Source organism: Bacillus sp. FJAT-42376 (assembly GCF_003816055.1).
Classification (GTDB): domain Bacteria; phylum Bacillota; class Bacilli; order Bacillales; family Bacillaceae; genus Metabacillus_B.
Map to the genome: position 1 here is coordinate 3,432,456 of NZ_CP033906.1, position 20,792 is coordinate 3,453,247.

Genomic DNA, 20,792 nt, shown 5'->3' on the forward strand with positions numbered 1-20,792 from the left:
GTAAAGGGGATGGGATTAGCATGATTGTCGATCAAATCATGACGAGGCATGTATTTACGCTTGATCCGCAAGATACATTGGCGCGGGCAATTGAGGTAATGAAAGAAAACCGGATTCGGCATATACCGATTGTGAATAAAGAAGGTTCAGTGGCTGGTATTGTTTCGGACCGGGATGTTAAAGATGCCAGTCCTTCTGTATTTCAGATTGCAGAAAAAATGGACGAGCTGAATCAGCCTCTGGAAAACATCATGAAAACAGATGTCATAACCGGTCATCCTCTCGATTTTGTCGAAGAGATTTCTTCCATCTTTTTCGAGCGGAAAATTGGCTGTATGCCGATTTTAAAAGCGGGAAAACTGGCGGGCATAATTACAGAGACGGATCTCCTGCATTCTTATGTCCAGCTGACTGGTGCCAATCAGCCGGGCTCACAAATTGAAGTGAAGGTTCCAAACCGGGCGGGAATGCTTTCAGAAGTGTCAGGAGTCTTTCAGCAGCGCAATATTAATATTGCAAGTGTGCTCGTCTATCCAGACAGGGACCAACACTACAAAGTTCTCGTTTTCCGGGTACAGACAATGAATCCGACAGGCATTATATCCGATTTGGAAGCGGCGGGGTATCATGTCCTCTGGCCCAATATGCCGGGGATGAACGTATGAGGGATTCCATATTCATTTATTCAGAAGAATACATGAAATACCAGTTCAATCAGAATCACCCTTTTAATCAGCTCCGGGTGAAACTGACTTTGGATTTACTGAAAAAAATGGGGAAGCTGGATGACAGCATGATTGTGCCCGCAAGAAAAGCCTCATGTGAAGAGCTTGCGCTTGTACATGATATGAAATATATCCAGGCTGTCCAAAAAGCAGGGAAAGGGCAGCTGGGGGAAGAAGAAGCGCTCAATTATGGCATTGGAACAGAGGACACCCCCATTTTTGAAGGAATGCATGACGCCAGTGCTTATCTTGTGGGTGGTACGCTTAAAGCAGCTGATGAAGTTATGTCAGGAAAAGCGAAGCACGCTTTAAATCTCGGAGGCGGACTGCACCACGGCTTTCGGGGCAAGGCATCCGGCTTTTGCATTTATAATGACAGCTCGGTTGCGATTAAATACATGCAAAAGAAATACAACGCCCGGGTTTTATATGTGGATACAGATGCCCATCATGGAGATGGGGTGCAGTGGACTTTTTATGATGATCCATCTGTTTGCACCCTCTCCCTGCATGAAACGGGACGCTATTTATTTCCCGGCACAGGCAATATTACAGAGCGAGGTCATGGTGCAGGATACGGCTATTCATTTAACATTCCGCTTGATGCATTTACAGAAGATGAATCATGGCTTGATGCCTATAAAAAATCGTTTAGAGAGATTATCCGGTTTTTTAAGCCTGATGTTATTTTCACACAAAATGGAGCAGATGCTCATTACTATGATCCGCTTACTCACCTTTCCTCCTCTATTGAAATTTATAAAGAAATACCGAAGCTTGCCCATGAATTAGCGCATGAATATTGCGATGGCAGATGGATTGCCGTCGGCGGCGGCGGATATGATATTTGGAGAGTTGTCCCAAGAGCATGGTCCATGATTTGGCTGCAAATGCAAAATGAAATTCCAGAAGGAGCTTTGCCAAAGGATTGGCTCTCAGCATGGAAAGACCAGGCTCCTGTCCCGCTGCCTCCGCTTTGGGAAGATCCGGAGGCTCTCTATAAACCGATTCCCCGCAAACCGGAAATCGAAGAAAAAAATGCCCATACGGTGTTTAAAGCATTGCAGATTATTCAAAAGGATGAAAGGACTCAGAACAATGTAAATGGCTAAATGAAAAAGGGGCTGGGACATAACTAAAATTGTTGTCCTTATAGCCGAATATTTCTTTTGAAAAAGCACTGTTTAACTTAGCTGTTGATTGCAGCTAGCAGTCGTTCGCTTATCCTTGGGCGGGCGGTTGAGCCTCCTCCTGGCTTCGCCACTGCGGGGTCTCACCTGTTCCGCTGCTCTAAGCAGGAGTCTCACGCCTTCCGCTCCAATCAACAGGTGTTAAAAATTAACAGCATGCTTTACCTTAGCCTTTGAAAAAAGCTTGAAAAACAGAAAAACCGAACGATTACGAAGCTCTATTTCAGAGTTTCAAATAATCGGTCGGTTTTTTCAGCCGGAAATCTTTTGTCCCAGTTGTTTCTCTTATTTAGTGGACTGGCGCACTTCAATGCGGTGTGGAAGCTCAACCGCCTTTTCATCTACAGTCTCTTTATTCATCAGCTTCGTCAGCAGTCTCATTGCTACTGCTCCGATATCATAGGTTGGCTGGACAACGGTTGTAAGCTGAGGCCGGACCATTGTAGCCAGACGTGTATTATCAAACCCGATGATTTCCACATCTTTAGGAATATTGTATCCCCTGTCCTGAGCAGCATGAATAACGCCTAAAGCCATCTCATCGGTTCCCACGAAAATAGCCGTTGGTTTATCTGCCAGTTCCTCAAGCTTCTCAAACGCTTCAATACCGGAATCGTACGTGTAATCCCCTTCTGTTACAAGCTCTTCATCAAAAGAAAGGCCGGCTTCATTCAGTGCGCGTTTATAGCCTGCAAGTTTTTTTTCGCGGTTTGTCGGTTCTTCCAAAGGACCTGATACATATCCAATGCGTTTGTGTCCTTTTTCTGCAAGCATGGTTACCGCATCAAAAGCACCCTGTTCATAATTAATATTCACAGAATGTGTTTCATTCTCCATATCAACCGAGGCTGCAAGAACGATGGGAACAGGGGAACGTTTAAATTCTTCCGTGTGGGCGCTTGTCACGTTTCCGCTCATAAACAGAATTCCGTCTACCTGTTTGCCCAGCATGGTATTAAGCAAATGGAGTTCCTTGTCGAGGTTTTGATCAGAGTTGCTTAAAATGATGTTGTATTTGTACATAGTGGCGATGTCTTCTATTCCTCTTGCAAGTTCTGCATAAAAGATACTGGAGATATCCGGAATAATTACACCGACTGTTGTTGTTTTTTTGCTTGCAAGTCCCCTTGCTACTGCATTTGGACGATACCCAAGCCGTTCAATCGATTCGAGCACCTTTTTGCGTGTTGTCGGTTTTACATTTGGATTGCCATTCACGACACGTGATACGGTTGCCATCGAAACATTTGCTTCCCGCGCCACATCATATATGGTGATATTGCTCATTTTTATACACTCCTTTAACTTGCCTGCATGTCCTGTTTATATGTAGTATGAGCAACTTATCAAAATAATTGCAGTTTCGCTCTATTTCTACATTCATGTACTTAATCATACGATACTATGAAAGCGTAAGCAACGAATTTACAACGTTTTAACGCGGATTTTGAATACTCAGTTTCATTAAGCGCTTACTTCCGCCTATTCTGGAAAACTTTGCTTCATATCGGGTGAACTAAGGCAGGATTTCCTTAGGAGTGCTGTGCGGATGATGTGTTTTCATATATCCTCCTGTTTTCCATTATTGCAGCTGGCAGGTGCTCGCGCCTTCCACTCCAATCAGCAAGTGTTAAAAATCGGCATCAGGTTTTAGAATAAAAAAAGAAACAGCCTGCTCTGCAGCAGGCTGTTCCCCAAAATTATGCTTTTGCTTTCACCATCGGTCTTAGCTCAGAAATCCAATGATCGAATTCGTCAATATTCATTTGCTGTGCAGAATCGGAAAGTGCAACGGCCGGGTCAGGGTGAACCTCTGCCATTACTCCGTCTGCTCCAATTGCAAGTGCAGCTTTTGCAGTTGGAAGAAGAAGATCTTTTCTTCCTGTGGAATGCGTTACATCCACGAATACCGGTAAATGAGTTTCCTGTTTTAAAATCGGCACAGCTGATATATCCAGCGTGTTGCGGGTTGCTTTTTCATATGTGCGGATACCGCGCTCACAAAGAATGATTTGATCATTTCCTTGAGCAATAATGTACTCAGCTGCATTCATGAACTCCTGCAGTGTTGCAGCAAGCCCTCTTTTCAGAAGCACTGGCTTACGGACGGCCCCTGCCGCTTTCAATAGCTCAAAGTTTTGCATGTTGCGTGCACCAATCTGGATAACATCTACATAATCAAGAGCAACTTCAATATCAGCAGGATTTACGATTTCACTGATAACCGCAAGATCGTATTCGTCCGCTACCTTTTTGAGAATTTTCAATCCTTCTAATCCTAATCCCTGGAAGTCGTATGGGCTTGTTCTTGGCTTGAACGCTCCGCCTCGAAGAATTTTAATTCCTTGTTTTTTAGCTGCTGCTGCCACTGCCGCAACCTGCTCATAGCTTTCAACAGCACATGGGCCGACAATGAAGGATTGCCCTCCGTCGCCAATTGGCTCGCCTTTTACCATGACCACTGTATCTTCCGGCTTTTTCTTCCGTGACACGAGCAGGGCTTTGCTGTGATCATCTTCCTGGAGCTCCAGTCCGGCTTTGAAGATTTCTTTAAATATATGCTGAAGAGTAGATGGTTCAAACGGTCCATCATTAGACTCCAGAATTTGGTTCAGCATTTTGCGTTCACGTACCGGGTCATAACGATTAACACCCTGCGTTTCTTTTGCTTTTCCAATTTCCTGAACCAGTCTGCCCCGTTCATTGATTAGTTTGAGAATCTGAAGGTTTATTTCGTCTGCTCTTTCTCGAAGTGCTTCTAATTCTGCGTGACTCATTCTACTCATCCTTTCGCTGTATCTTTCTATTACGCAAGTTATGAATCGCTATGTTCACGCCCGCGTTTCTGATTAGTGTTTATTATAAACAACTTTTCTTTCGATGTCACGAAAAAATTCTTTATCATTTAAACGCTTTTAAGCGATAAAGCATTTTATTCACCAGACAGCGTGTTTGTGCCTATTTTCATTAGTAATGTCCGCCTTCTGTTTCGGTTTCTGCCAAGATACTCCGGGGAGCTGTCCAGTAAGTCCGTTTTAAAGCTCTCGCCCTTTTTGGCGAGAGCAGCCGCCTGCCGGGTCGCAACCATCCCGCTGCTCCCGCAGAGTCCCGCCCTTTCGCTTCATCACCCTGTTCAAACAAAAAAAGGGAACCGCTAAGAATGCGTCTCCCTTTTTTGTACATGAGCCTTTTCAGGCAACCCTGTCACCATTTTACGTTTAAACAGGAATTTATAAAGCCGAGGCTTTTTTTAGTGAATCCGCGGTTATGTTCCAATGGGATGCATTCCATATGGCTGCTCCGTGGTCAATCAGCAAAGCTTGCGGAGATTCATGCTTCACACCCAGTTTTTCTGCAATGTAAGCGGAAAGCTCCCGGGACTCCTGCACATGGAGATAATAGGTTTTAACATCTTCTCCAAGGCTGGCATCGTACTCAGAGAACTGTCTAAATGCTTCCTTACTGATTGGGCATGTGAGGCTGTGCTTTATAAACAAGAAGCGATTATGCTGCTCTAGAAGTTCTTCAAACTGGCCAATATCGTTAATTTGCTGTTTCAACTTTGTATCCTCCTTTATATAAAAAACCGGCAGAAATCTTTTCTGCCGATCTTCGCTTATTACTTTGAGTTGGTTATTCCAGATGGTTCAGCTGAAGTTTTCGAAGCTTCCTTTTCAGCCAGTTCACGTGCTTCCTGCAAAACATTTTCCTGTGAATCAAAGGCAGCTGGCCGTGTTGAAGCAGCTGCTTCGTCTGCCAGTTCATCAATAGCGGAAATTTCTGCATCAAGCGGATCCTGATCAGCAGTCTTTTCTCCGCCCCGGATATCTTTGACTTTGCTCATGAGCTGGTTTGAGTGCATGCTCACAGTTTGAGAAAGGGAAGCGGTTTTTTCTTTCGCTTTATTTGCCCACTCCGAGCTTTTTCCTAAAGCATCATTTGTCATTTTGTTGGTTTTCTCAGCTACCATGTTAGCCTGGCTGCCGATATCCCCTCTCAAATCTTTTCCTGACTTAGGAGCAAGCAAAAGGGCAGCTGAAGCTCCAACAATTCCTCCGATAAGTGTACCAATCATAAAATCTTTGCTATTGATCCCATCTTTGCTCATCCTAATTCCTCCTCAATATCCCGTTCTTCTGTTAATTCATGGTTGAAGCTTTTGTTTTTTCTTTTTTTACTTTCCATTTTTGCCAGATATCCATTGCTGCATTGCTCCACTGAACAACCTGTGAAATTTGCTCTTTGTTTTTATCCAAACCGTTTGAAACGGTTGTAGATACGTTGCTTACAGATCTGTTAAGCTGCTGGATGGATTGTCCTACTCCCTGAACAGCATTAACAACTGTGTTTAAACGTTCAGATTTCTGCTGAATGTCATCTGCCAGCAAATTGGTTTTATGTAGGAGTTCCGTCGTTTCCGTCGTAATTCCCTGAACTTGTTTCTCCAGCCCTGACATGGTCCCTGCTACGTTATCCAGTGTCGCCTGTACAGATTTCAGCGTCCTTGCAACAAATATGACGAGCACTGTAAAAGCCACTGCTATTAGTGCAATGCTTAAATATAAGATGATTTCCAAGAATGGGCACCTCCCGTTAATTTAATAACCATTTACCCGTCACATGACATTATAAACATTTATAACATTTTCTATTAGCCAATTCTACATATGAAACCTTAATTCCTTTTCATAAAAAAAATTTTCCCCGCGCTGATAAAAATAAGAGAAGAAAAATTCAATTTTTTGTACATTTTTCAGTTAAAATAAGATAGAAACTACATAATGGGGGTTAAATAATGAAAGATCCGCGTATACAGAAGCTTGCCTACAACCTAATTCATTACTCAGTCAGACTCCAAAAGGGCGAGAAGGTTTTGATTGAAAACTTCGGTCTTCAGAGGGAACTGGTTACTGCTCTTGTAAAAGAGGCTTATGAGGCAGGAGGCTTCCCGTTTGTGCTGCTGAAGGATCAGCAGGTAGACCGTGCCCTTCTTATGGGAGCGACAGATGAGCATTATTCTAAGATCGCAGAATATGAAGCAGCTGTGATGAAAGATATGGATGCCTATATTGGATTGCGTTCAGGAAACAACATCAACGAGCACGCAGATGTGCCAGATGAAAAAATGAAGGTCTCCAGCAGAACCATCGGAAAGATGGTGCATGGTGATATACGTGTTCCAAGCACCAGATGGGTCGTGCTCCGATATCCGACACAGTCTATGGCGCAGCTGGCAAAAATGAGTACAGAGGCATTTGAGGACTTTTATTTTGATGTGTGCAATCTCGATTACAGCAAGATGGATGAGGCGATGAACGCTCTCGCAGAACGTATGAATGCAGCGGATCAAGTCCGGCTGACTGGACCCGGAACAGATCTTACCTTCTCCATTAAAGATATTCCGGCAGTGAAATGCGCGGGCCATCTGAATATTCCGGATGGGGAAGTTTATTCTGCTCCTGTAAAAGATTCAGTAAACGGCACTATTTCTTATAACACTCCGTCTCCTTACAACGGTTTTACTTTTGAGAATGTGAAGCTCACATTTAAAGACGGCAAAATCATCGAGGCAACTGCAAATGATACAGAAAGAATCAATAAGATTTTTGATACCGATGAGGGAGCAAGGTTTGTAGGAGAGTTTGCCATCGGGGTGAATCCTTACATCCTCCACCCGATGCAGGATATTCTGTTTGATGAAAAGATTGACGGAAGCTTCCACTTCACTCCCGGCCAATGCTACGATGATGCCTTTAACGGAAATCACTCAAGCATTCACTGGGATATGGTCATGATCCAGCGTCCTGAATATGGCGGCGGTGAAATCTATTTTGATGATGTTCTCATCCGAAAAGACGGGCGTTTTGTCGTTCCGGACCTTGAGGGGCTGAATCCTGAAAATCTAAAGTCATAAGAGCAAAAGCCCAATGTCGGCCTGCCGAAAGAAAGAGTATGGGAACTTGGAATTTCACGCTTTGAGCCAAAGTGTCCAGATCAGTTTATGCAGGCTGATTCTGTCAGCGTAAGCCTATATCTTCCGGGCGGACCAAGTTAACAAAGAAACCCCCGGTATGCTTCGAAACAAAGCATACCGGGGGTTTTCCCATTTCGCTATTTCATCTGAAAAAGATTTAGAGATCCACTCTATTATTTTACCGTGCTCTCATATGCACGCTGGTACTTTTGAATATCTCCGGCTCCCATAAATACAAGTACACCATTCTCATGTTTTTTCAAAACATCCATGTCTGCTTCTTCTATTAAGGAGGAATGGTCAATTTTTGCAATCAAATCATTGATGCTCAGTTTACCGGCATTTTCTCTGGCCGAGCCAAAAATATCACATAAGTAAACATAGTCAGCTTTTTTCAGACTTTCCGCAAATTCATCCATAAAGGATTGGGTGCGGGTAAATGTATGAGGCTGAAAAACCGCGACTACTTCACGGTCAGGATATTTTTGTCTTGCGGCTTCAATCGTCACTTTAATCTCAGTCGGGTGATGAGCGTAATCATCGATCAGGACTTGGCTGCCGATTTTTTTCTCGTTAAAACGGCGCTTTACGCCTTCAAAGGTCATCAAGCGCTCTTGTATAATTTCCACATTTACTTCTTCATAGTGGCATAGAGCAATGACGGATAGAGCATTAAGTACACTGTGATCACCGAATCCCGTGATTTTAAAGGAGCTGTAGAATGTGTTTCTTACAAAAACATCAAAGCTTGTTCCATCTGTGCTTTTGACTACATTCCGTGCCTGAAAATCGTTTTGTTCCCCAAAACCGTAGTAAACAACCGGCACTTTTGCCTGAATCTGCTGTAAATGCTCATCGTCTCCCCAGGCGATAATGCCTTTTTTCACTTGGAGCGCCATGTTTTGGAAGGCATCAAACACGTCTTCTATATTAGCAAAATAGTCAGGATGATCGAAATCGATGTTTGTCATAATGGCATAGTCCGGATAGTAAGAAAGGAAATGCCTGCGGTATTCGCATGATTCAAAAATAAAATATTTGCTGTCAGGCAAGCCTTTTCCTGTTCCGTCTCCAATAAGGTAAGAGGTCGGCTCCGCACCCTGAATAACGTGGGACAGCAATCCGGTTGTTGAAGTTTTCCCATGAACTCCTGTAATCCCGACGCTTGTGTACTGATTCATAAATTCACCCAGGAAGCGGTGATAGCGAATAACCGGCACATCCTGCTGAATCGCTTCTGCGATCTCCGCATGCGTATCAGGAAAAGCATTTCCCGCTATTACAGTAAGCCCTGGTTTAATATTTTCTTTATCAAAAGGAAGGATCGTGATCCCTCTGTCTTCAAGAGCTTTTTGAGTAAAAATCGTTTTGTCGATATCGGAACCTTGAACCGTGTACCCCATATCATGGAGAATCTGTGCCAAAGCACTCATTCCTGTTCCTTTAATTCCAACAAAATGATAAACAGTCATAATTGAACCTCCAGCAACGTCGATCTATCTGTATGGTTGGCAGGAGCAGCCGCCATCGTAAAGCCAGCGCGGTCTCAGTTGGCCGTGCAGGCAGCTGCCCTTGATTTTTGTTATACAGTATATGACGTTCATCTAAATTTGCAACCGCTCCGTCCATCTGGATTAACTCTCCTGATCCGGGAGGGGCATGTTTTATCTTCTTATATTTTTTATTCTTCTACGTTTAGAGTAACCTTAATTACTATAAGCCTCTTTTTATACAGTGTCAATTTACTTGAGGAACATCGATTGACTGTTCTGGCTGCCCGGTTAAAGGAGATTGCTTTCCTGTATGTTCAACAGATCATCTTCAGATATCAAAACATCTCTCGGTCTGCTTCCCTTGGCCTCAGATATAATTCCCTGCTCTTCCATCATATCGATCAAACGTGCAGCACGGTTATACCCGATTCGAAAGCGGCGCTGAAGGCTGGAGGTTGAGGCCCCGTTTTGGGTCACAACAAACTCGCACGCTTCTGCAAACAAGTCATCTTCTTCAGCCTGAATGGTAGATTTTTTCAAAAACTCTTCCTGATTAAACAAGTAAACAGGGTCCATCTGTCTTTTCACATGTGCCACAACCTGCTCCATTTCTTCATCTGAAACAAAGTTACCCTGCACCCTCAGATGCTTGGACGTACCGTTCTCAAGGAAAAGCATATCGCCTCTTCCGAGAAGCTTCTCAGCTCCCCCGACATCAAGAATCGTTCTCGAATCGACTTGAGAGGAAACCGAAAAAGCAATTCTCGTCGGAATGTTTGCTTTAATAAGACCGGTAATGACGTCAACAGAAGGTCTCTGTGTCGCTACAATTAAATGGATGCCGCACGCACGCGCTTTCTGTGCAATCCGGCAAATTGCTTCTTCTACCTCACCAGGAGCCACCATCATGAGATCGGCAAGTTCGTCGATGACTATAACTAAATATGGAAGATGCTCTCCCTGCTTATGCGTTTTGACAAGCTCGTTATACCGGTTAATGTCTCTCACTCCGGAATGGGCGAACAATTCATATCGCCTCTCCATCTCTTCCACCGCCCATTTGAGGGCTCCGGTTGCTGCTTTAGCATCTGTAATGACCGGACTGACCAGATGAGGAATCCGGTTATAGGGAGCCAGTTCAACCATCTTCGGATCGATCAGCAGCATCTTCACTTCATGGGGAGCGGCTTTATATAAAAGGCTGATCAGCATGGAATTGATGCATACACTTTTACCGGATCCCGTTGCCCCTGCTATAAGACCATGCGGCATTTTTTTCAAGTCCGTTACGATGGGCTGGCCTGAGATGTCGAGGCCAAGCGCTACCGTAAGCGGAGATGGGTTGTTCTTAAATTCCTGGCTCCTTATGATTTCCCTCAAAGAAACCGTTTTGCTTTGAAGATTCGGCACCTCAATTCCAATCGCATTTTTTCCTGGAATTGGTGCTTCAATTCGAATATCTTTAGCTGATAGACTTAACTTAATATCATCTGATAAATTGGTAATCTTGTTTACTTTTACACCGGGCTCAGGCTGTACCTCAAATCTTGTTACAGAAGGGCCCTGCGTCACATGAACCACCCTGGCTCTGACATTAAAATTCTTTAATGTATTGTCCAGAAGCTCTCTCTGTGATTCCAGCCACTCCCGGTCATCGGAGGCTTCTTTTGGCGGAATACTGAGCAAATGGATAGGAGGAAAATGGTAGGATCCTTCCCGGACATGTTCCTTCATCCGATTGCGATCCCGATTGAGCATCAGGACATTGTACGGGACATTCGACGGTTTCGGCTTATCTGTCACCGGCGCTTTATGTTCCGGTTCAGCAGAAACTGGGATTTCCTCTGCAGCAGGATCTGAAGTAAGCTCCGCCTCGGTTTCCTCCATCGCTGCCTCCCTGTCACGTCCCGTTTCTTCTGTGTACACGGACTCGTAAAAAGGTTCCTCTGGCGGCAATTCAATGCCTGCGGTTTCTTCCGGCAATTCAATGCCTGCGGCTTCCTCCATGAATACGGGCTCGAAAGATTCTTCGCTAGACTCGTTATGCTGGGGAGAGTCTTCATTTTTTAATAGATCCTCCGACTTTACTAGATCCTCCGAGTCCTGCTCAAGATCTAGCATAGCAATGGGCTCTTGATTTTTTTGCCGCTCAGTATCCATGCTGAAGGTAACGGATGGCTTCCATTGACTGTCTTCCGTTCGAACAGCAGGCGGAACATCTGCAATAGGATTGGTTCCTTTCGCAAAAAATTCCTCTTTATCTGAAGCTGCTTGTTTCTGTGCCGCCTCCGCTGCTCTCTTTTTGTAAAAAGAAGAACTGTGCATAGACAGTTTTCTAAGGGTTTCTTCTTCATATTTCCTGCTTTCAGCGATTGTTTTTTCCCTTATTTTATAAGGAAGAGATTCCATCTCCGACCTTTGCCGGAAACCATAAATGGGAGAAGGAATAGCAGTCGGCTGAAATGGTTTTTTCGGCACAGAGGGATCCGGTTCAATTTTACGGGGTATGCCCGGCTTCGGCGGAGAAGGCTTGCGTATGTGATTCCCGGCCGCTTTAGGTGTTTCCTCTGCACGGCTGGCAGAACGCTCTCTTTGTTGCCTGGGCTGCCGTTTTCTTTCATCCGGTATGGCCGGAAACCGGAATTTCCCTTCTGGATACTGGTAGGCAATTTTCGCTTCAAACTGATTACCGGACGCCCGGACATTCGGAGCCGGCATTTTCGTTTCATTGCCCTTTCTCTCAGGCTTGATTTCTTCTACTTTCTCGTTATCATCCACTCTTACATATTCTACGATTTCTACGATTTCTTCTGTTTCACCAAAAAGAAATTGTTTGAATTTTGACATCCAGCTCATTTCATTATCACTCTTTCAGCATCTTGTTGTTTTCATCAATTAGAAGCAGAATCCACAGACACACTTATTTTTTCTAACATCAAGCTCCATGAAGGAGATCATCAAACCTGGTAAATTCGGCAGGGCGCACGGGAGCACTCTCCGCTTATCATAGCAAAAAGCCACTAGAACCTTTCTAGTGACTTTTATCTTATCATAATTTACGGTGAATTTTGCTGTTTTTAGTGGGTCTTAGCGTGATTCTATGGATGATTTTATTGAAAAAATGCTTCTCCCGGTGTGCGGTTTTCTTCAAGAACGAGAATTCCTTTTTCCTGAGGCGCATCCGGCAGATCCAATTCACGTGCAGAACAGATCATGCCGCTGGATGCAACGCCTCTCAGCTCGGCATGTTTGATCATCATTCCGCTTGGCATAACAGCACCAACTTTTGCAACAACGACGTTTTGCCCCGCTTCTACATTTGGTGCGCCGCAGACGATTTGAAGAACCTCGGTCCCTGTGTTTACTTTGCATATATTCAGCTTATCTGCGTTCGGGTGCTTCTCTTTGGAAAGAATATGCCCTACAACAAATTTTGGTGAGAAATCTACTTCGAGACGCTCTTCAAACCCATTTTGAGACAAACCCTTGTTAATATCTTCAACTACCGCCTCTGTCAGCTCTACAGGGCCTGTTCCTTCAGCAGCTATGTATTTGGATGCGTTGAATAAATTGTAGCCTGCAAGCTCATGTGTTTCTGCATCATAAATTTTTACGGCATCCTGTTTCCGTTCAAATGTCCTGTTTTCGAGAGGAATATCTTTAATAAAAACAAGAAGTGTGTCGCCTACGCCTTCGCGGTTGTAAAAAACGTTCATTCTATTCTTCCTTTCCGTCCTTCGGTGTATTTGCTCTATTTTTGCCTAAAATAAAAATCGGCTCCAGTTCACCCTCTTCATATAAGAAAGAGAGAGCTGTGACGGGAACCCGGCCGCTCGCAAAGAAACTCATTGTCATTTGGGCGAGTATATCGTATCCGGTCTCATTCTGAACATCTGCAATAATTAATACGTCCTGATGAGGCAGGGCCAACGCCATTGTACCAGAAATCCGCTCTTTAAACGATTCCAGCAGGGACTCATTCAGCACCCGGCTTGCATCATATCCGTCATTGGCTCTGAAAAAATAAAAAACATTTCCGGCAACCCGATCCTCTTTAAAAGATGCAGGCAGCGATCTCAGATTAAAAAGAGCGGTCTCTTTAATCCTCTTTTTTGTCCACCCCTCTTTTTCCATCATCGCCTGATCGATCAGGCGGTATGTTTTCCCCATATCAAGAGCATAGAAAATCCGCGTTTCCGCCGTATGCTCATCAAAAATCAGAGGGATGTCCTCACTTGTCTTTTCAGGAAATGAGGTAGAGCGGATGACCGGAAAAACCGCCTTTTCTTTTCCATCCAGAGTCCCTTCTTTTTTCATGGCAAGAAGGGCCTCTTCTGCATGGTAAACAACCTCGTCTATTGCCTGTTCTTTACTTGTTTCATAGCGGGCGGCAATTTCATTTAATCCGATTGTAATCCCTTTTTTTGAAAGTGGATCTTCAATTCTAAATGTTTCCTTTTCACGGTCATAGTGAAAATTCCAGTCATGTCCGCTCATGCGTTCTTCTAATATCTGCGAAATTTTTCTGGGCTTCATCCGCGTTTCCCTCCCTTCAGTTATGATTGAATTGAGTTCAGGAATTCCTGGATTTCTTCTTTTGTTTTACGGTCCTTGCTTACAAACCGGCCTGTTTCCTGACCTTTATGAAAGCCGACAAAGCTTGGAATTCCAAAGACATTCAAATCTGCACATAAATCGATAAATTTATCACGGTCAACATAGTAAAAGGTCACCGCTTCGTTTTCTTTTTCCAGATCTGGAAGAAAAGGATCGATGAAGCGGCAGTCAGGGCACCAGTCTGCTGAAAACATCAGCACGGTATGCTCTCCGTTTATGATTTCTTGATATTGGTCCATTGATTGTAATTTTTCCATTAGTGGTTCCTCCGATTTCTAGATTTCACATAATTGCATCATACCAGAAAAAAGAGGCTTAAATCCATCTGCATGTTTCATCGGATGGATTTAAGCACCTTCATCATTTCGCTTGCTGCAGCCGGCACTGCTTCTCTCTTCAAGATGGAGGTTAATTTATTGCCGCCGACTCCGCAAGTGATTTCATATTCGTTCTTCTTCAATTTATATAGGAGGAGGTAGCCGAATTCTCCGCCCTCTTCAAACGTTTGGTCAACCAGCCTGTTCTTGTATTCCTTTTTCAGCAGCCGGTAGGACTCTTTGCTGTCTTTTCTTTCTTTCGTATTTATAAAAAGCAAAAATTCATTTTGATTTTTCTTTAGAATGGCATTATTTTTCTTTTTTGAAGAGATGCTGAACCCGCTGGGCATATAAAAGGATCCGCTCTCCATTTTTTCATTCGGTTTTTCCGGCTTCGCCTCAAAACTTTTGGCTGCATTCTGCCTTGCCTGGGTTTTCATCTCCTTTTCAGAAATCCCCCCGCACCCGGCAAGAATCAGAATTAAAGCAAAAGTGAAGAAGCCACTCCATATTTTCATCCTTTCGTCCTCCCATTGATCCTGGATTTTTTTTAATTTTTAAGACTTTCAAGCTTTGTGTATGTTAATACGGCTGTACCCTAAACAACGATCCCGCTTTTGTACTATTCCCAATTTAAGGGTAAATCTTTCTGTTTCCGGTTTTTTCGATGAACACCAGGGGTAAGAAGGGAAGAAGAGTCACATTTTGAGGAGGGTGAGAAGAATGAATCTTACGGTTTATCTCGCAGGGGAAATTCACAGCAGCTGGAGAACAGAATTAAAAGAAAGGGCGGCACATTTGCCCATCACCTTCACAGGTCCAATGGAAAATCATGAACGATCCGATGCAATAGGGGAGGAGATTTTAGGAATACAGCCTGATCCTATCGCAAAGGACGAAGCTGCATCCCGAATCAACAATTTAAGAACGACTCTTCTTTTAAAGAAAGCAGATTTGGTCATTTCCCTCTTCGGGGAATCGTATAAACAATGGAATACGGCCATGGACGCAAGTGCAGCGATTGAATTGGGGAAGCCTTTAATCCTTATCAGACCAAAGGAATTGCACCACCCTCTTAAGGAGCTTTCAAGCAAAGCAAGCGTGACGGTAGAAAGTGTCGGACAAGCCATCCAGGTTCTTTCTTACGTATACGACAAGGAATAAGGAATAGAAAAAAGCAGACCGCTCTCTATGAAAGAGAACGTCTGCTTTTTTCGTACTGATACCTTCCTGTAAGAAGTTTGACAACATGGGAAAACATTTCCGTCCGGTCGACCGTCCCATTCGTAAAAATCCCCATCGCCCCTTCGTTCTTTCCAACCTCTGAACGATCCGCAAACTCATCCATTACTTCACTTAGCTCCCTGCCTTTAACAAGCTCTGCGCCTATTTCAAGAGGAAGCTGAATTCTGGCGCCTCCCGCAACTATCGGAGACCGCTTCCCATCTGCTAATGCTCCCCAATTGCAAAGAAAAAATCCGGATGAGGTTTCTACTACCCCTCCTTCAAGACCGATTCCAATATCAGCGCCTGTTTGCTTCAAGGAAGCTTCTGCCCTGTTTATCGCACCTTTCATAGTCTCCTCATCTGAAAAAGGCTGGCTGGAAACGCCGGAGGGAACATTCACTTCTCTGAACTCTTTGATGATATCTATTTCTCCGAAGGCCTTTTTAACTGCCTTTACTTTAGCAGGATTCGTTGTTCCGATACTTACAATCATTCCGTATCCTCCAGATCTAAGAAATTAAGAGTTGGCTTTAATCGATTCGACGGTTGATTTGTCGCATGCTTTTACAAGTTTCACGAGCAGTTCTTTTGCAGCCGCATAATCATCCACATGTACGATGGATGCATGGGTATGAATGTATCTTGAACATATTCCGATAACAGCAGACGGAACGCCTTCATTGGATGTATGAACACGCCCGGCATCCGTACCTCCCTGTGAAACAAAATACTGATAAGGAATCTTGTGTGTTTCAGCCATATCCAGAACGAACTCTCTCATGCCGCGGTGTGTAACCATTGACCTGTCCAGAATACGCAGGAGGGTTCCCTTCCCTAAGTGGCCAAACTCCTTTTGATCCCCTGTCATATCATTTGCCGGACTTGCATCCATTGCAAAAAACAAATCCGGTTTAATCATGTTTGCCGCAGCCTGCGCTCCGCGAAGACCTACTTCTTCCTGAACAGTCGCACCGGAGTATAGAATATTCTCTGTCTTTTCATCCTTCAGCTCTTTCAGCAGTTCAATGGATAATCCGCACCCATAGCGGTTGTCCCACGCCTTCGCCATAATTTTCTTAGAATTGGCGAGAGGTGTAAAAGAACTATCCGGTATAACCTGCTGGCCCGGTTTAATTCCGATTCCTTTTGCATCCTCCAGGCTGTCTGCCCCAATATCGATCAGCATATTTTTAATCTCCATCGGTTTATTGCGCTGTTCTTCACTAAGAAGGTGTGGGGGAATGGATCCAATCACTCCGGGAACCGGACCATTATCCGTATAAATAAGGACTCGCTGTGCAAGAAGGACTTGGTTCCACCAGCCTCCAAGCGGCTGGAAGCGAATCATGCCGTTTTTCGTAATCGACGTGACCATAAATCCGGTCTCATCCATATGGCCGGCAGCCATGATTACCGGACCGTCCGGATTGCCTTTCTTGACTCCGAAAATTCCGCCAAGCCGGTCCTGTACTACCTCATCGGAGTATAGCTCAAGCTGGCTTCTCATAAATTTCCTTACTTGATGCTCGCTGCCCGGTGCACCCGGCAGTTCAGTCAGCGTTTTAAAAAGATCCATTGTTTCCTGATTCATTTTTAACAACCTCTTTTCGAATTTTGTATGATTATGTAATCGCTCTGCTTAACAAGCCCTCATAACTTCGGTATACTAAGATAGAAAAAGCTGAAGGAGGCAGATAGTCATGAAATGCAAAGGGTTACTCGCAGGGATCGGAATAGGCTTCGCAGCAGCGTACCTTTTACGAGACCAGCTCAAATCACCATTTATTTCGTCCGATAAAGCACTCCAGCTCGTTAAACAGGAATTTAAGAAGAAGGGGCCGATTGAAGGTTCCTGGATCTATACAGTTCCTGAAGATTATCCTATCCATGAATCGAATCACAAAGTGTATAAAACCGGAATTACGAGAACCATCGAAGGCTCCCTTGAACAGTTTGAAGCCATTGTTCATGCAGAAACCGGCCTTCTTCTTGAAGTCAACCAAGTATCCTAATCCTTTAGCTCTGTTAAACTTGGCTGTTGATTTCCGCTGCAGATGTTAAAAATCAACAAATTGCTTTAACATAGCCAATCCTTTAAAAGAAACAGAAGGCAGCCTTCTGTTTCTTTTATTTTACTCTATTTACAGTGTTCACGGTTTCCTTAGAAGCATTCCATTTGATTGCCCTGTATTTCGCATCATGATAAAACGTCATCCAAGCTTCTTTTTCAGCTGCGAAGCTCAGCCACTTTTCTTTCTGCTCTATGGACGTCATCGGATAATCATCATAGGCCAGTACCCAAAGAACATTGTCATGGGCATGGGTCGGCATTAAATCCGCCATATGCACGGCAGTCTCTCCCTGGTCCTCCAGGAGCAGAATACAATGTCCGCTGCTGTGTCCGCCTGTGTGAATCATCGTAATACCCGGAATGATTTCAATTTTTTCCCGGAACGGTTCCACTTGCTGTTCAATCGCTTTCCAATTTTCTTTCCAATATGTATTTTTAGACCGGATGTTCGGATTTCTCATTTCATCCCATTCAACGTCACTTGTAATAATCCTCGCATTGGGAAATACAGAATGCAGTTGACCGTCTATATCCCTCGTTAATCCTGTAATATGATCAAAGTGCATATGCGTGAGCAGGACGAAATCAATCTCTGCCGGAGCAATTCCTAAACTTTGAAGAGACTCCTCAAGCTTTGACTCCTCTGATACCCCATAGTTTTTGAGCTGTTTTTCGGTCAGCCTGCCTCTCCCGATTCCAGATTCAACAAGAAATTTTTTTCCGTTTGCCTGAATCAGAATGGGATCCGTCCTGAGCTCAATCTGGTTCCGCTCATTAACAGGATATTTTTTAGACCAAAGAGCCTTAGGCACAACCCCAAACATGGCGCCCCCATCAAGATGAGTAACTCCGCCGTTTAGCCAGGTAAGTTTCATTTGACCGATTTTCAGTTCTTCCATTGAATAACCCCTCCCTTTATCCATTTTAACAGGATTTTGATGATTCTGAAAATCAAAGGGGCAAACATTCCTGTTCATCAAAAAAAAGAACCTGATCCATCTGCCTGCTTCTTCTGGATGGAAGCGGAGTATGATCAGGTTCTTGCTCTTCAATCGTTTTGATATTTCGCTTCACAGCGGTATATTCTTTGACCTTTATTGGAGAATTTTTCTTCATATTCTGTCATGATGTTGCCTTCAAAATCGCTCTCATGCAGATCTAGACTGACATACGTAAGAAGAAGTCCGTATTCGGAGAAGCTTCTCAGCGAAAATTCAAACAATCCTTGATTATCCGTTTTGAAATGAATGTCTCCGCCTTTTTTCAGCAGACGTTCATACAGACTCAAAAAAGTCTTGTAGGTCAGTCGCCGCTTTTCATGACGCTTCTTCGGCCATGGGTCTGAAAAATTCAAGTACACCCGGCTGACTTCTCCATCGTCAAAAATTTCGGTTAAGTCAGCGGCGTCTACATTCAGCAATTTAAGGTTGTCCACCCCGGCTTCAAGTACCTTCTGTACCGCGATCACCATCACACTTTCAAAAAGTTCTACGCCCACATAATTTATATCCGGATTGGCTTTTGCCATACCAGAAAGAAATTGCCCTTTTCCAGTCCCTACTTCTATATGGATGGGATTGGAATTTCCAAAAAACTCATTCCATTTCCCTTTCAGCTCAGATGGCTGTGCGATGGCAATGTGGCGGTTTTCAGCGATAAAGTCACTGGCCCACGGTTTATTTCTTACTCGCATACAAACACCTCATACTATTTTTTATTAAAATTTACCCGTTTAAAATTAGCATGTCCCGCTTGATAAGACAATGGCCTGGCGCTTCTTTAACAGACAAAATCCGGCAGCTTCTGCATGCCGGAGCGTTACATAAAAAAGAGACAGTTGAACATGTTATTAGATATGGAAAAACATGAAAGGAAGATGCCCGATGCCTCTTGATTATCATCACCAGGTTACTTTGCTCAGAGATATCTTGTCCGAACATCAGGCTGATTGCTGCGGAACAGCGGCTGAATGCGAACAGATTGAAAGGCTGATTAAATCCTTAATGGTAAATGCAGAAGTAAATCAAAATGTTAAAAATGTGCTGCAAAACATTTATGATTACAGCCATAAAGGCCTATCCGCTCCGGAATTGAATCAGCATATTACATCTCAGCAGCAAAATCTTACCCAATGGATTCAGGATATCGATTCCTTTTCCTGAGCTAGATTTTACGCGCAAGCAGCAGGGACAGATTTTCAATCGCCTGATGCATTTCCTTAATATGATTCTTGGAACGATTCCACATGAGCGAAACGATAGTTTGTGCCAGGACATACCAGTACATCCGCAGACGTAGATGCTCTGTCAGTTCAAGACCATACTGGGAAAGCCAATCGCTCCAGCGGCTTTCCTCCATATAGGAATAGAGAAGATTTCCCAAGTCTATGGCAGGGTCCGCAATAACAGCACCATCCCAATCAATCAGATAAAGCTGGCCGTTCTCCGAGAGCAGCCAGTTATTATGATTTAAATCACAATGGCATACAACCTTTTCTTCCACCTCGACATCCGGCAAGCGTTCCTCCAAATATTGGAGTGCTTCTTCTATATCAGGCAAAAAGAACTTTTCGAATTCAAGTGTGTCGCGGATCCCTTCGAGAATGGAAGATGGTGTCAACGGCTGCTTTTCCAGCCTTTTCAGCATATCCAGAAGCTCTTTTGAGTGATGGATCTTATGTAATAGCGCCGCTACATGATCACCATCCATGTCTGCAGGCTTTAATTCGCGGCCATCCAGCCAGTGCTGTGCCGTTATAACATCGCCGTTTTCCATTCTTCTTGTCCAAACCAGCTTTGGAACAATTCCTTCTGCTGAGAGAACGGCAAGAAATGGCGAACTATTACGTTTTAAGAAAAGCTTCTGTTCCCCATTTCGGGCATAATAAGCTTCTCCCGTAGCCCCTCCTGCAGGAGAAAGCTCCCACTCTTGTCCGAGCAGATGTTCCAGCCAAATTTGATTCAATGTCAACCCATCATTTCATGTTAAGATTTTTATCTTTCTTACTCTTATATAAACAGATGATAAAGCAAAGGAAGATGGACCATTCATAATCCAGACTAGTGCATCCCCTCAGCCATTCGTTATATTTAAATACCGATTATTTCATAGAAGAAAAGCAAAAAGACCGCTAATTGAGGCAATCGCAAAGCAACTTCCAATAGCCGTCCTTTTAAAT

At 43.9% G+C, this 20,792-nt stretch carries 23 protein-coding genes; 7 read left to right on the forward strand and 16 right to left on the reverse strand.

The features are described from left to right. Positions 1 to 20: 20 nt before the first annotated feature. Positions 21 to 665, forward strand: a complete 645-nt coding sequence (locus CEF21_RS17160) for an acetoin utilization AcuB family protein (protein ID WP_123918484.1) — start codon at positions 21 to 23, stop codon at positions 663 to 665. Beyond that, positions 662 to 1,837: an acetoin utilization protein AcuC gene (locus tag CEF21_RS17165; protein ID WP_123918486.1), complete on the forward strand. Its 1,176-nt coding sequence runs from the start codon at positions 662 to 664 to the stop codon at positions 1,835 to 1,837. Before CEF21_RS17160 ends, CEF21_RS17165 begins: the two co-directional genes overlap by 4 nt. A gap of 363 nt (positions 1,838 to 2,200) precedes the next feature. Here the strand turns inward: CEF21_RS17165 and ccpA are convergent, their stop codons facing one another. From ccpA to CEF21_RS17190, 5 genes are all read right to left on the reverse strand, one after another. Continuing rightward, the gene (gene ccpA / locus CEF21_RS17170; protein ID WP_123918488.1) at positions 2,201 to 3,202 is read right to left on the reverse strand and encodes a catabolite control protein A; all 1,002 of its coding nucleotides are present in this window, start codon (positions 3,200 to 3,202) and stop codon (positions 2,201 to 2,203) included. 413 nt (positions 3,203 to 3,615) lie between these two features. Continuing rightward, positions 3,616 to 4,692, reverse strand: a complete 1,077-nt coding sequence (locus CEF21_RS17175) for a bifunctional 3-deoxy-7-phosphoheptulonate synthase/chorismate mutase (RefSeq protein ID WP_123918490.1) — start codon at positions 4,690 to 4,692, stop codon at positions 3,616 to 3,618. Positions 4,693 to 5,145: 453 nt separating this feature from the next. Continuing rightward, complete coding sequence (gene ytxJ, locus CEF21_RS17180) at positions 5,146 to 5,475, reverse strand: bacillithiol system redox-active protein YtxJ (protein ID WP_123918492.1); 330 nt, start codon at positions 5,473 to 5,475, stop codon at positions 5,146 to 5,148. Between the two features lie 59 nt (positions 5,476 to 5,534). Continuing rightward, positions 5,535 to 6,023, reverse strand: a complete 489-nt coding sequence (locus CEF21_RS17185) for a YtxH domain-containing protein (protein ID WP_123918494.1) — start codon at positions 6,021 to 6,023, stop codon at positions 5,535 to 5,537. A gap of 31 nt (positions 6,024 to 6,054) precedes the next feature. Beyond that, the gene (locus tag CEF21_RS17190; RefSeq protein WP_123918496.1) at positions 6,055 to 6,492 is read right to left on the reverse strand and encodes a DUF948 domain-containing protein; all 438 of its coding nucleotides are present in this window, start codon (positions 6,490 to 6,492) and stop codon (positions 6,055 to 6,057) included. Between the two features lie 218 nt (positions 6,493 to 6,710). Between CEF21_RS17190 and CEF21_RS17195 the strand changes: the two genes are divergently transcribed. Further along, a complete protein-coding gene (locus CEF21_RS17195; RefSeq protein ID WP_123918498.1) occupies positions 6,711 to 7,829 on the forward strand; it encodes an aminopeptidase in 1,119 nt (372 codons plus the stop codon). A 233-nt stretch (positions 7,830 to 8,062) separates the two neighbouring features. Here CEF21_RS17195 and murC read toward each other — a convergent pair whose 3' ends face one another. The 6 genes from murC to CEF21_RS17225 form a co-directional block, all read right to left on the reverse strand. Next, positions 8,063 to 9,361 (reverse strand): UDP-N-acetylmuramate--L-alanine ligase, encoded by a 1,299-nt coding sequence (gene murC / locus CEF21_RS17200; protein WP_123918500.1) that lies wholly within the window; start codon positions 9,359 to 9,361, stop codon positions 8,063 to 8,065. 309 nt (positions 9,362 to 9,670) lie between these two features. Then, positions 9,671 to 12,238 (reverse strand): DNA translocase FtsK, encoded by a 2,568-nt coding sequence (locus tag CEF21_RS17205; protein ID WP_123918502.1) that lies wholly within the window; start codon positions 12,236 to 12,238, stop codon positions 9,671 to 9,673. A gap of 254 nt (positions 12,239 to 12,492) precedes the next feature. Next, on the reverse strand, positions 12,493 to 13,098 hold the full coding sequence (gene ytpR / locus CEF21_RS17210) for a YtpR family tRNA-binding protein (RefSeq protein WP_123918504.1): 606 nt from the start codon (positions 13,096 to 13,098) through the stop codon (positions 12,493 to 12,495). Position 13,099: 1 nt separating this feature from the next. Further along, entirely contained in the window at positions 13,100 to 13,918 is an 819-nt protein-coding gene (locus CEF21_RS17215) for a DUF1444 domain-containing protein (protein WP_123918506.1), read from the reverse strand. A gap of 20 nt (positions 13,919 to 13,938) precedes the next feature. Beyond that, positions 13,939 to 14,256 carry a thioredoxin family protein gene (locus tag CEF21_RS17220; RefSeq protein ID WP_123918508.1) on the reverse strand — a complete coding sequence of 106 codons (318 nt, stop codon included), beginning with the start codon at positions 14,254 to 14,256 and terminating at the stop codon, positions 13,939 to 13,941. A 77-nt stretch (positions 14,257 to 14,333) separates the two neighbouring features. Next, positions 14,334 to 14,834 carry a hypothetical protein gene (locus CEF21_RS17225; RefSeq protein WP_123918510.1) on the reverse strand — a complete coding sequence of 167 codons (501 nt, stop codon included), beginning with the start codon at positions 14,832 to 14,834 and terminating at the stop codon, positions 14,334 to 14,336. Between the two features lie 205 nt (positions 14,835 to 15,039). On the opposite strand from CEF21_RS17225, the gene CEF21_RS17230 reads away from it, so the two are divergent. Further along, positions 15,040 to 15,480, forward strand: a complete 441-nt coding sequence (locus tag CEF21_RS17230) for a YtoQ family protein (RefSeq protein ID WP_123918512.1) — start codon at positions 15,040 to 15,042, stop codon at positions 15,478 to 15,480. 25 nt (positions 15,481 to 15,505) lie between these two features. On the opposite strand, the gene CEF21_RS17235 is transcribed toward CEF21_RS17230, so the two are convergent. Further along, positions 15,506 to 16,036, reverse strand: coding sequence for a DUF84 family protein (locus tag CEF21_RS17235; RefSeq protein ID WP_123918514.1), 531 nt, complete (start codon positions 16,034 to 16,036; stop codon positions 15,506 to 15,508). Between the two features lie 24 nt (positions 16,037 to 16,060). Continuing rightward, positions 16,061 to 17,134, reverse strand: a complete 1,074-nt coding sequence (locus CEF21_RS17240) for a M42 family metallopeptidase (protein ID WP_123918516.1) — start codon at positions 17,132 to 17,134, stop codon at positions 16,061 to 16,063. A gap of 109 nt (positions 17,135 to 17,243) precedes the next feature. Between CEF21_RS17240 and CEF21_RS17245 the strand changes: the two genes are divergently transcribed. Then, on the forward strand, positions 17,244 to 17,555 hold the full coding sequence (locus CEF21_RS17245; protein WP_123918518.1) for a hypothetical protein: 312 nt from the start codon (positions 17,244 to 17,246) through the stop codon (positions 17,553 to 17,555). 115 nt (positions 17,556 to 17,670) lie between these two features. Here CEF21_RS17245 and CEF21_RS17250 read toward each other — a convergent pair whose 3' ends face one another. Continuing rightward, positions 17,671 to 18,513: a YtnP family quorum-quenching lactonase gene (locus CEF21_RS17250; RefSeq protein WP_123918520.1), complete on the reverse strand. Its 843-nt coding sequence runs from the start codon at positions 18,511 to 18,513 to the stop codon at positions 17,671 to 17,673. Positions 18,514 to 18,552: 39 nt separating this feature from the next. On the opposite strand from CEF21_RS17250, the gene CEF21_RS21745 reads away from it, so the two are divergent. Further along, the gene (locus CEF21_RS21745) at positions 18,553 to 18,675 is read left to right on the forward strand and encodes a hypothetical protein (RefSeq protein WP_277423912.1); all 123 of its coding nucleotides are present in this window, start codon (positions 18,553 to 18,555) and stop codon (positions 18,673 to 18,675) included. Here the strand turns inward: CEF21_RS21745 and trmB are convergent. Further along, a complete protein-coding gene (gene trmB, locus CEF21_RS17255) occupies positions 18,663 to 19,307 on the reverse strand; it encodes a tRNA (guanosine(46)-N7)-methyltransferase TrmB (RefSeq protein WP_123918522.1) in 645 nt (214 codons plus the stop codon). The genes CEF21_RS21745 and trmB overlap by 13 nt on opposite strands. A gap of 190 nt (positions 19,308 to 19,497) precedes the next feature. On the opposite strand from trmB, the gene CEF21_RS17260 reads away from it, so the two are divergent. Beyond that, positions 19,498 to 19,776, forward strand: coding sequence for a YtzH-like family protein (locus CEF21_RS17260; protein ID WP_123918524.1), 279 nt, complete (start codon positions 19,498 to 19,500; stop codon positions 19,774 to 19,776). 1 nt (position 19,777) lies between these two features. Here CEF21_RS17260 and CEF21_RS17265 read toward each other — a convergent pair whose 3' ends face one another. Next, positions 19,778 to 20,584 (reverse strand): phosphotransferase family protein, encoded by an 807-nt coding sequence (locus tag CEF21_RS17265; RefSeq protein ID WP_123918526.1) that lies wholly within the window; start codon positions 20,582 to 20,584, stop codon positions 19,778 to 19,780. Positions 20,585 to 20,792 lie beyond the last annotated feature (208 nt).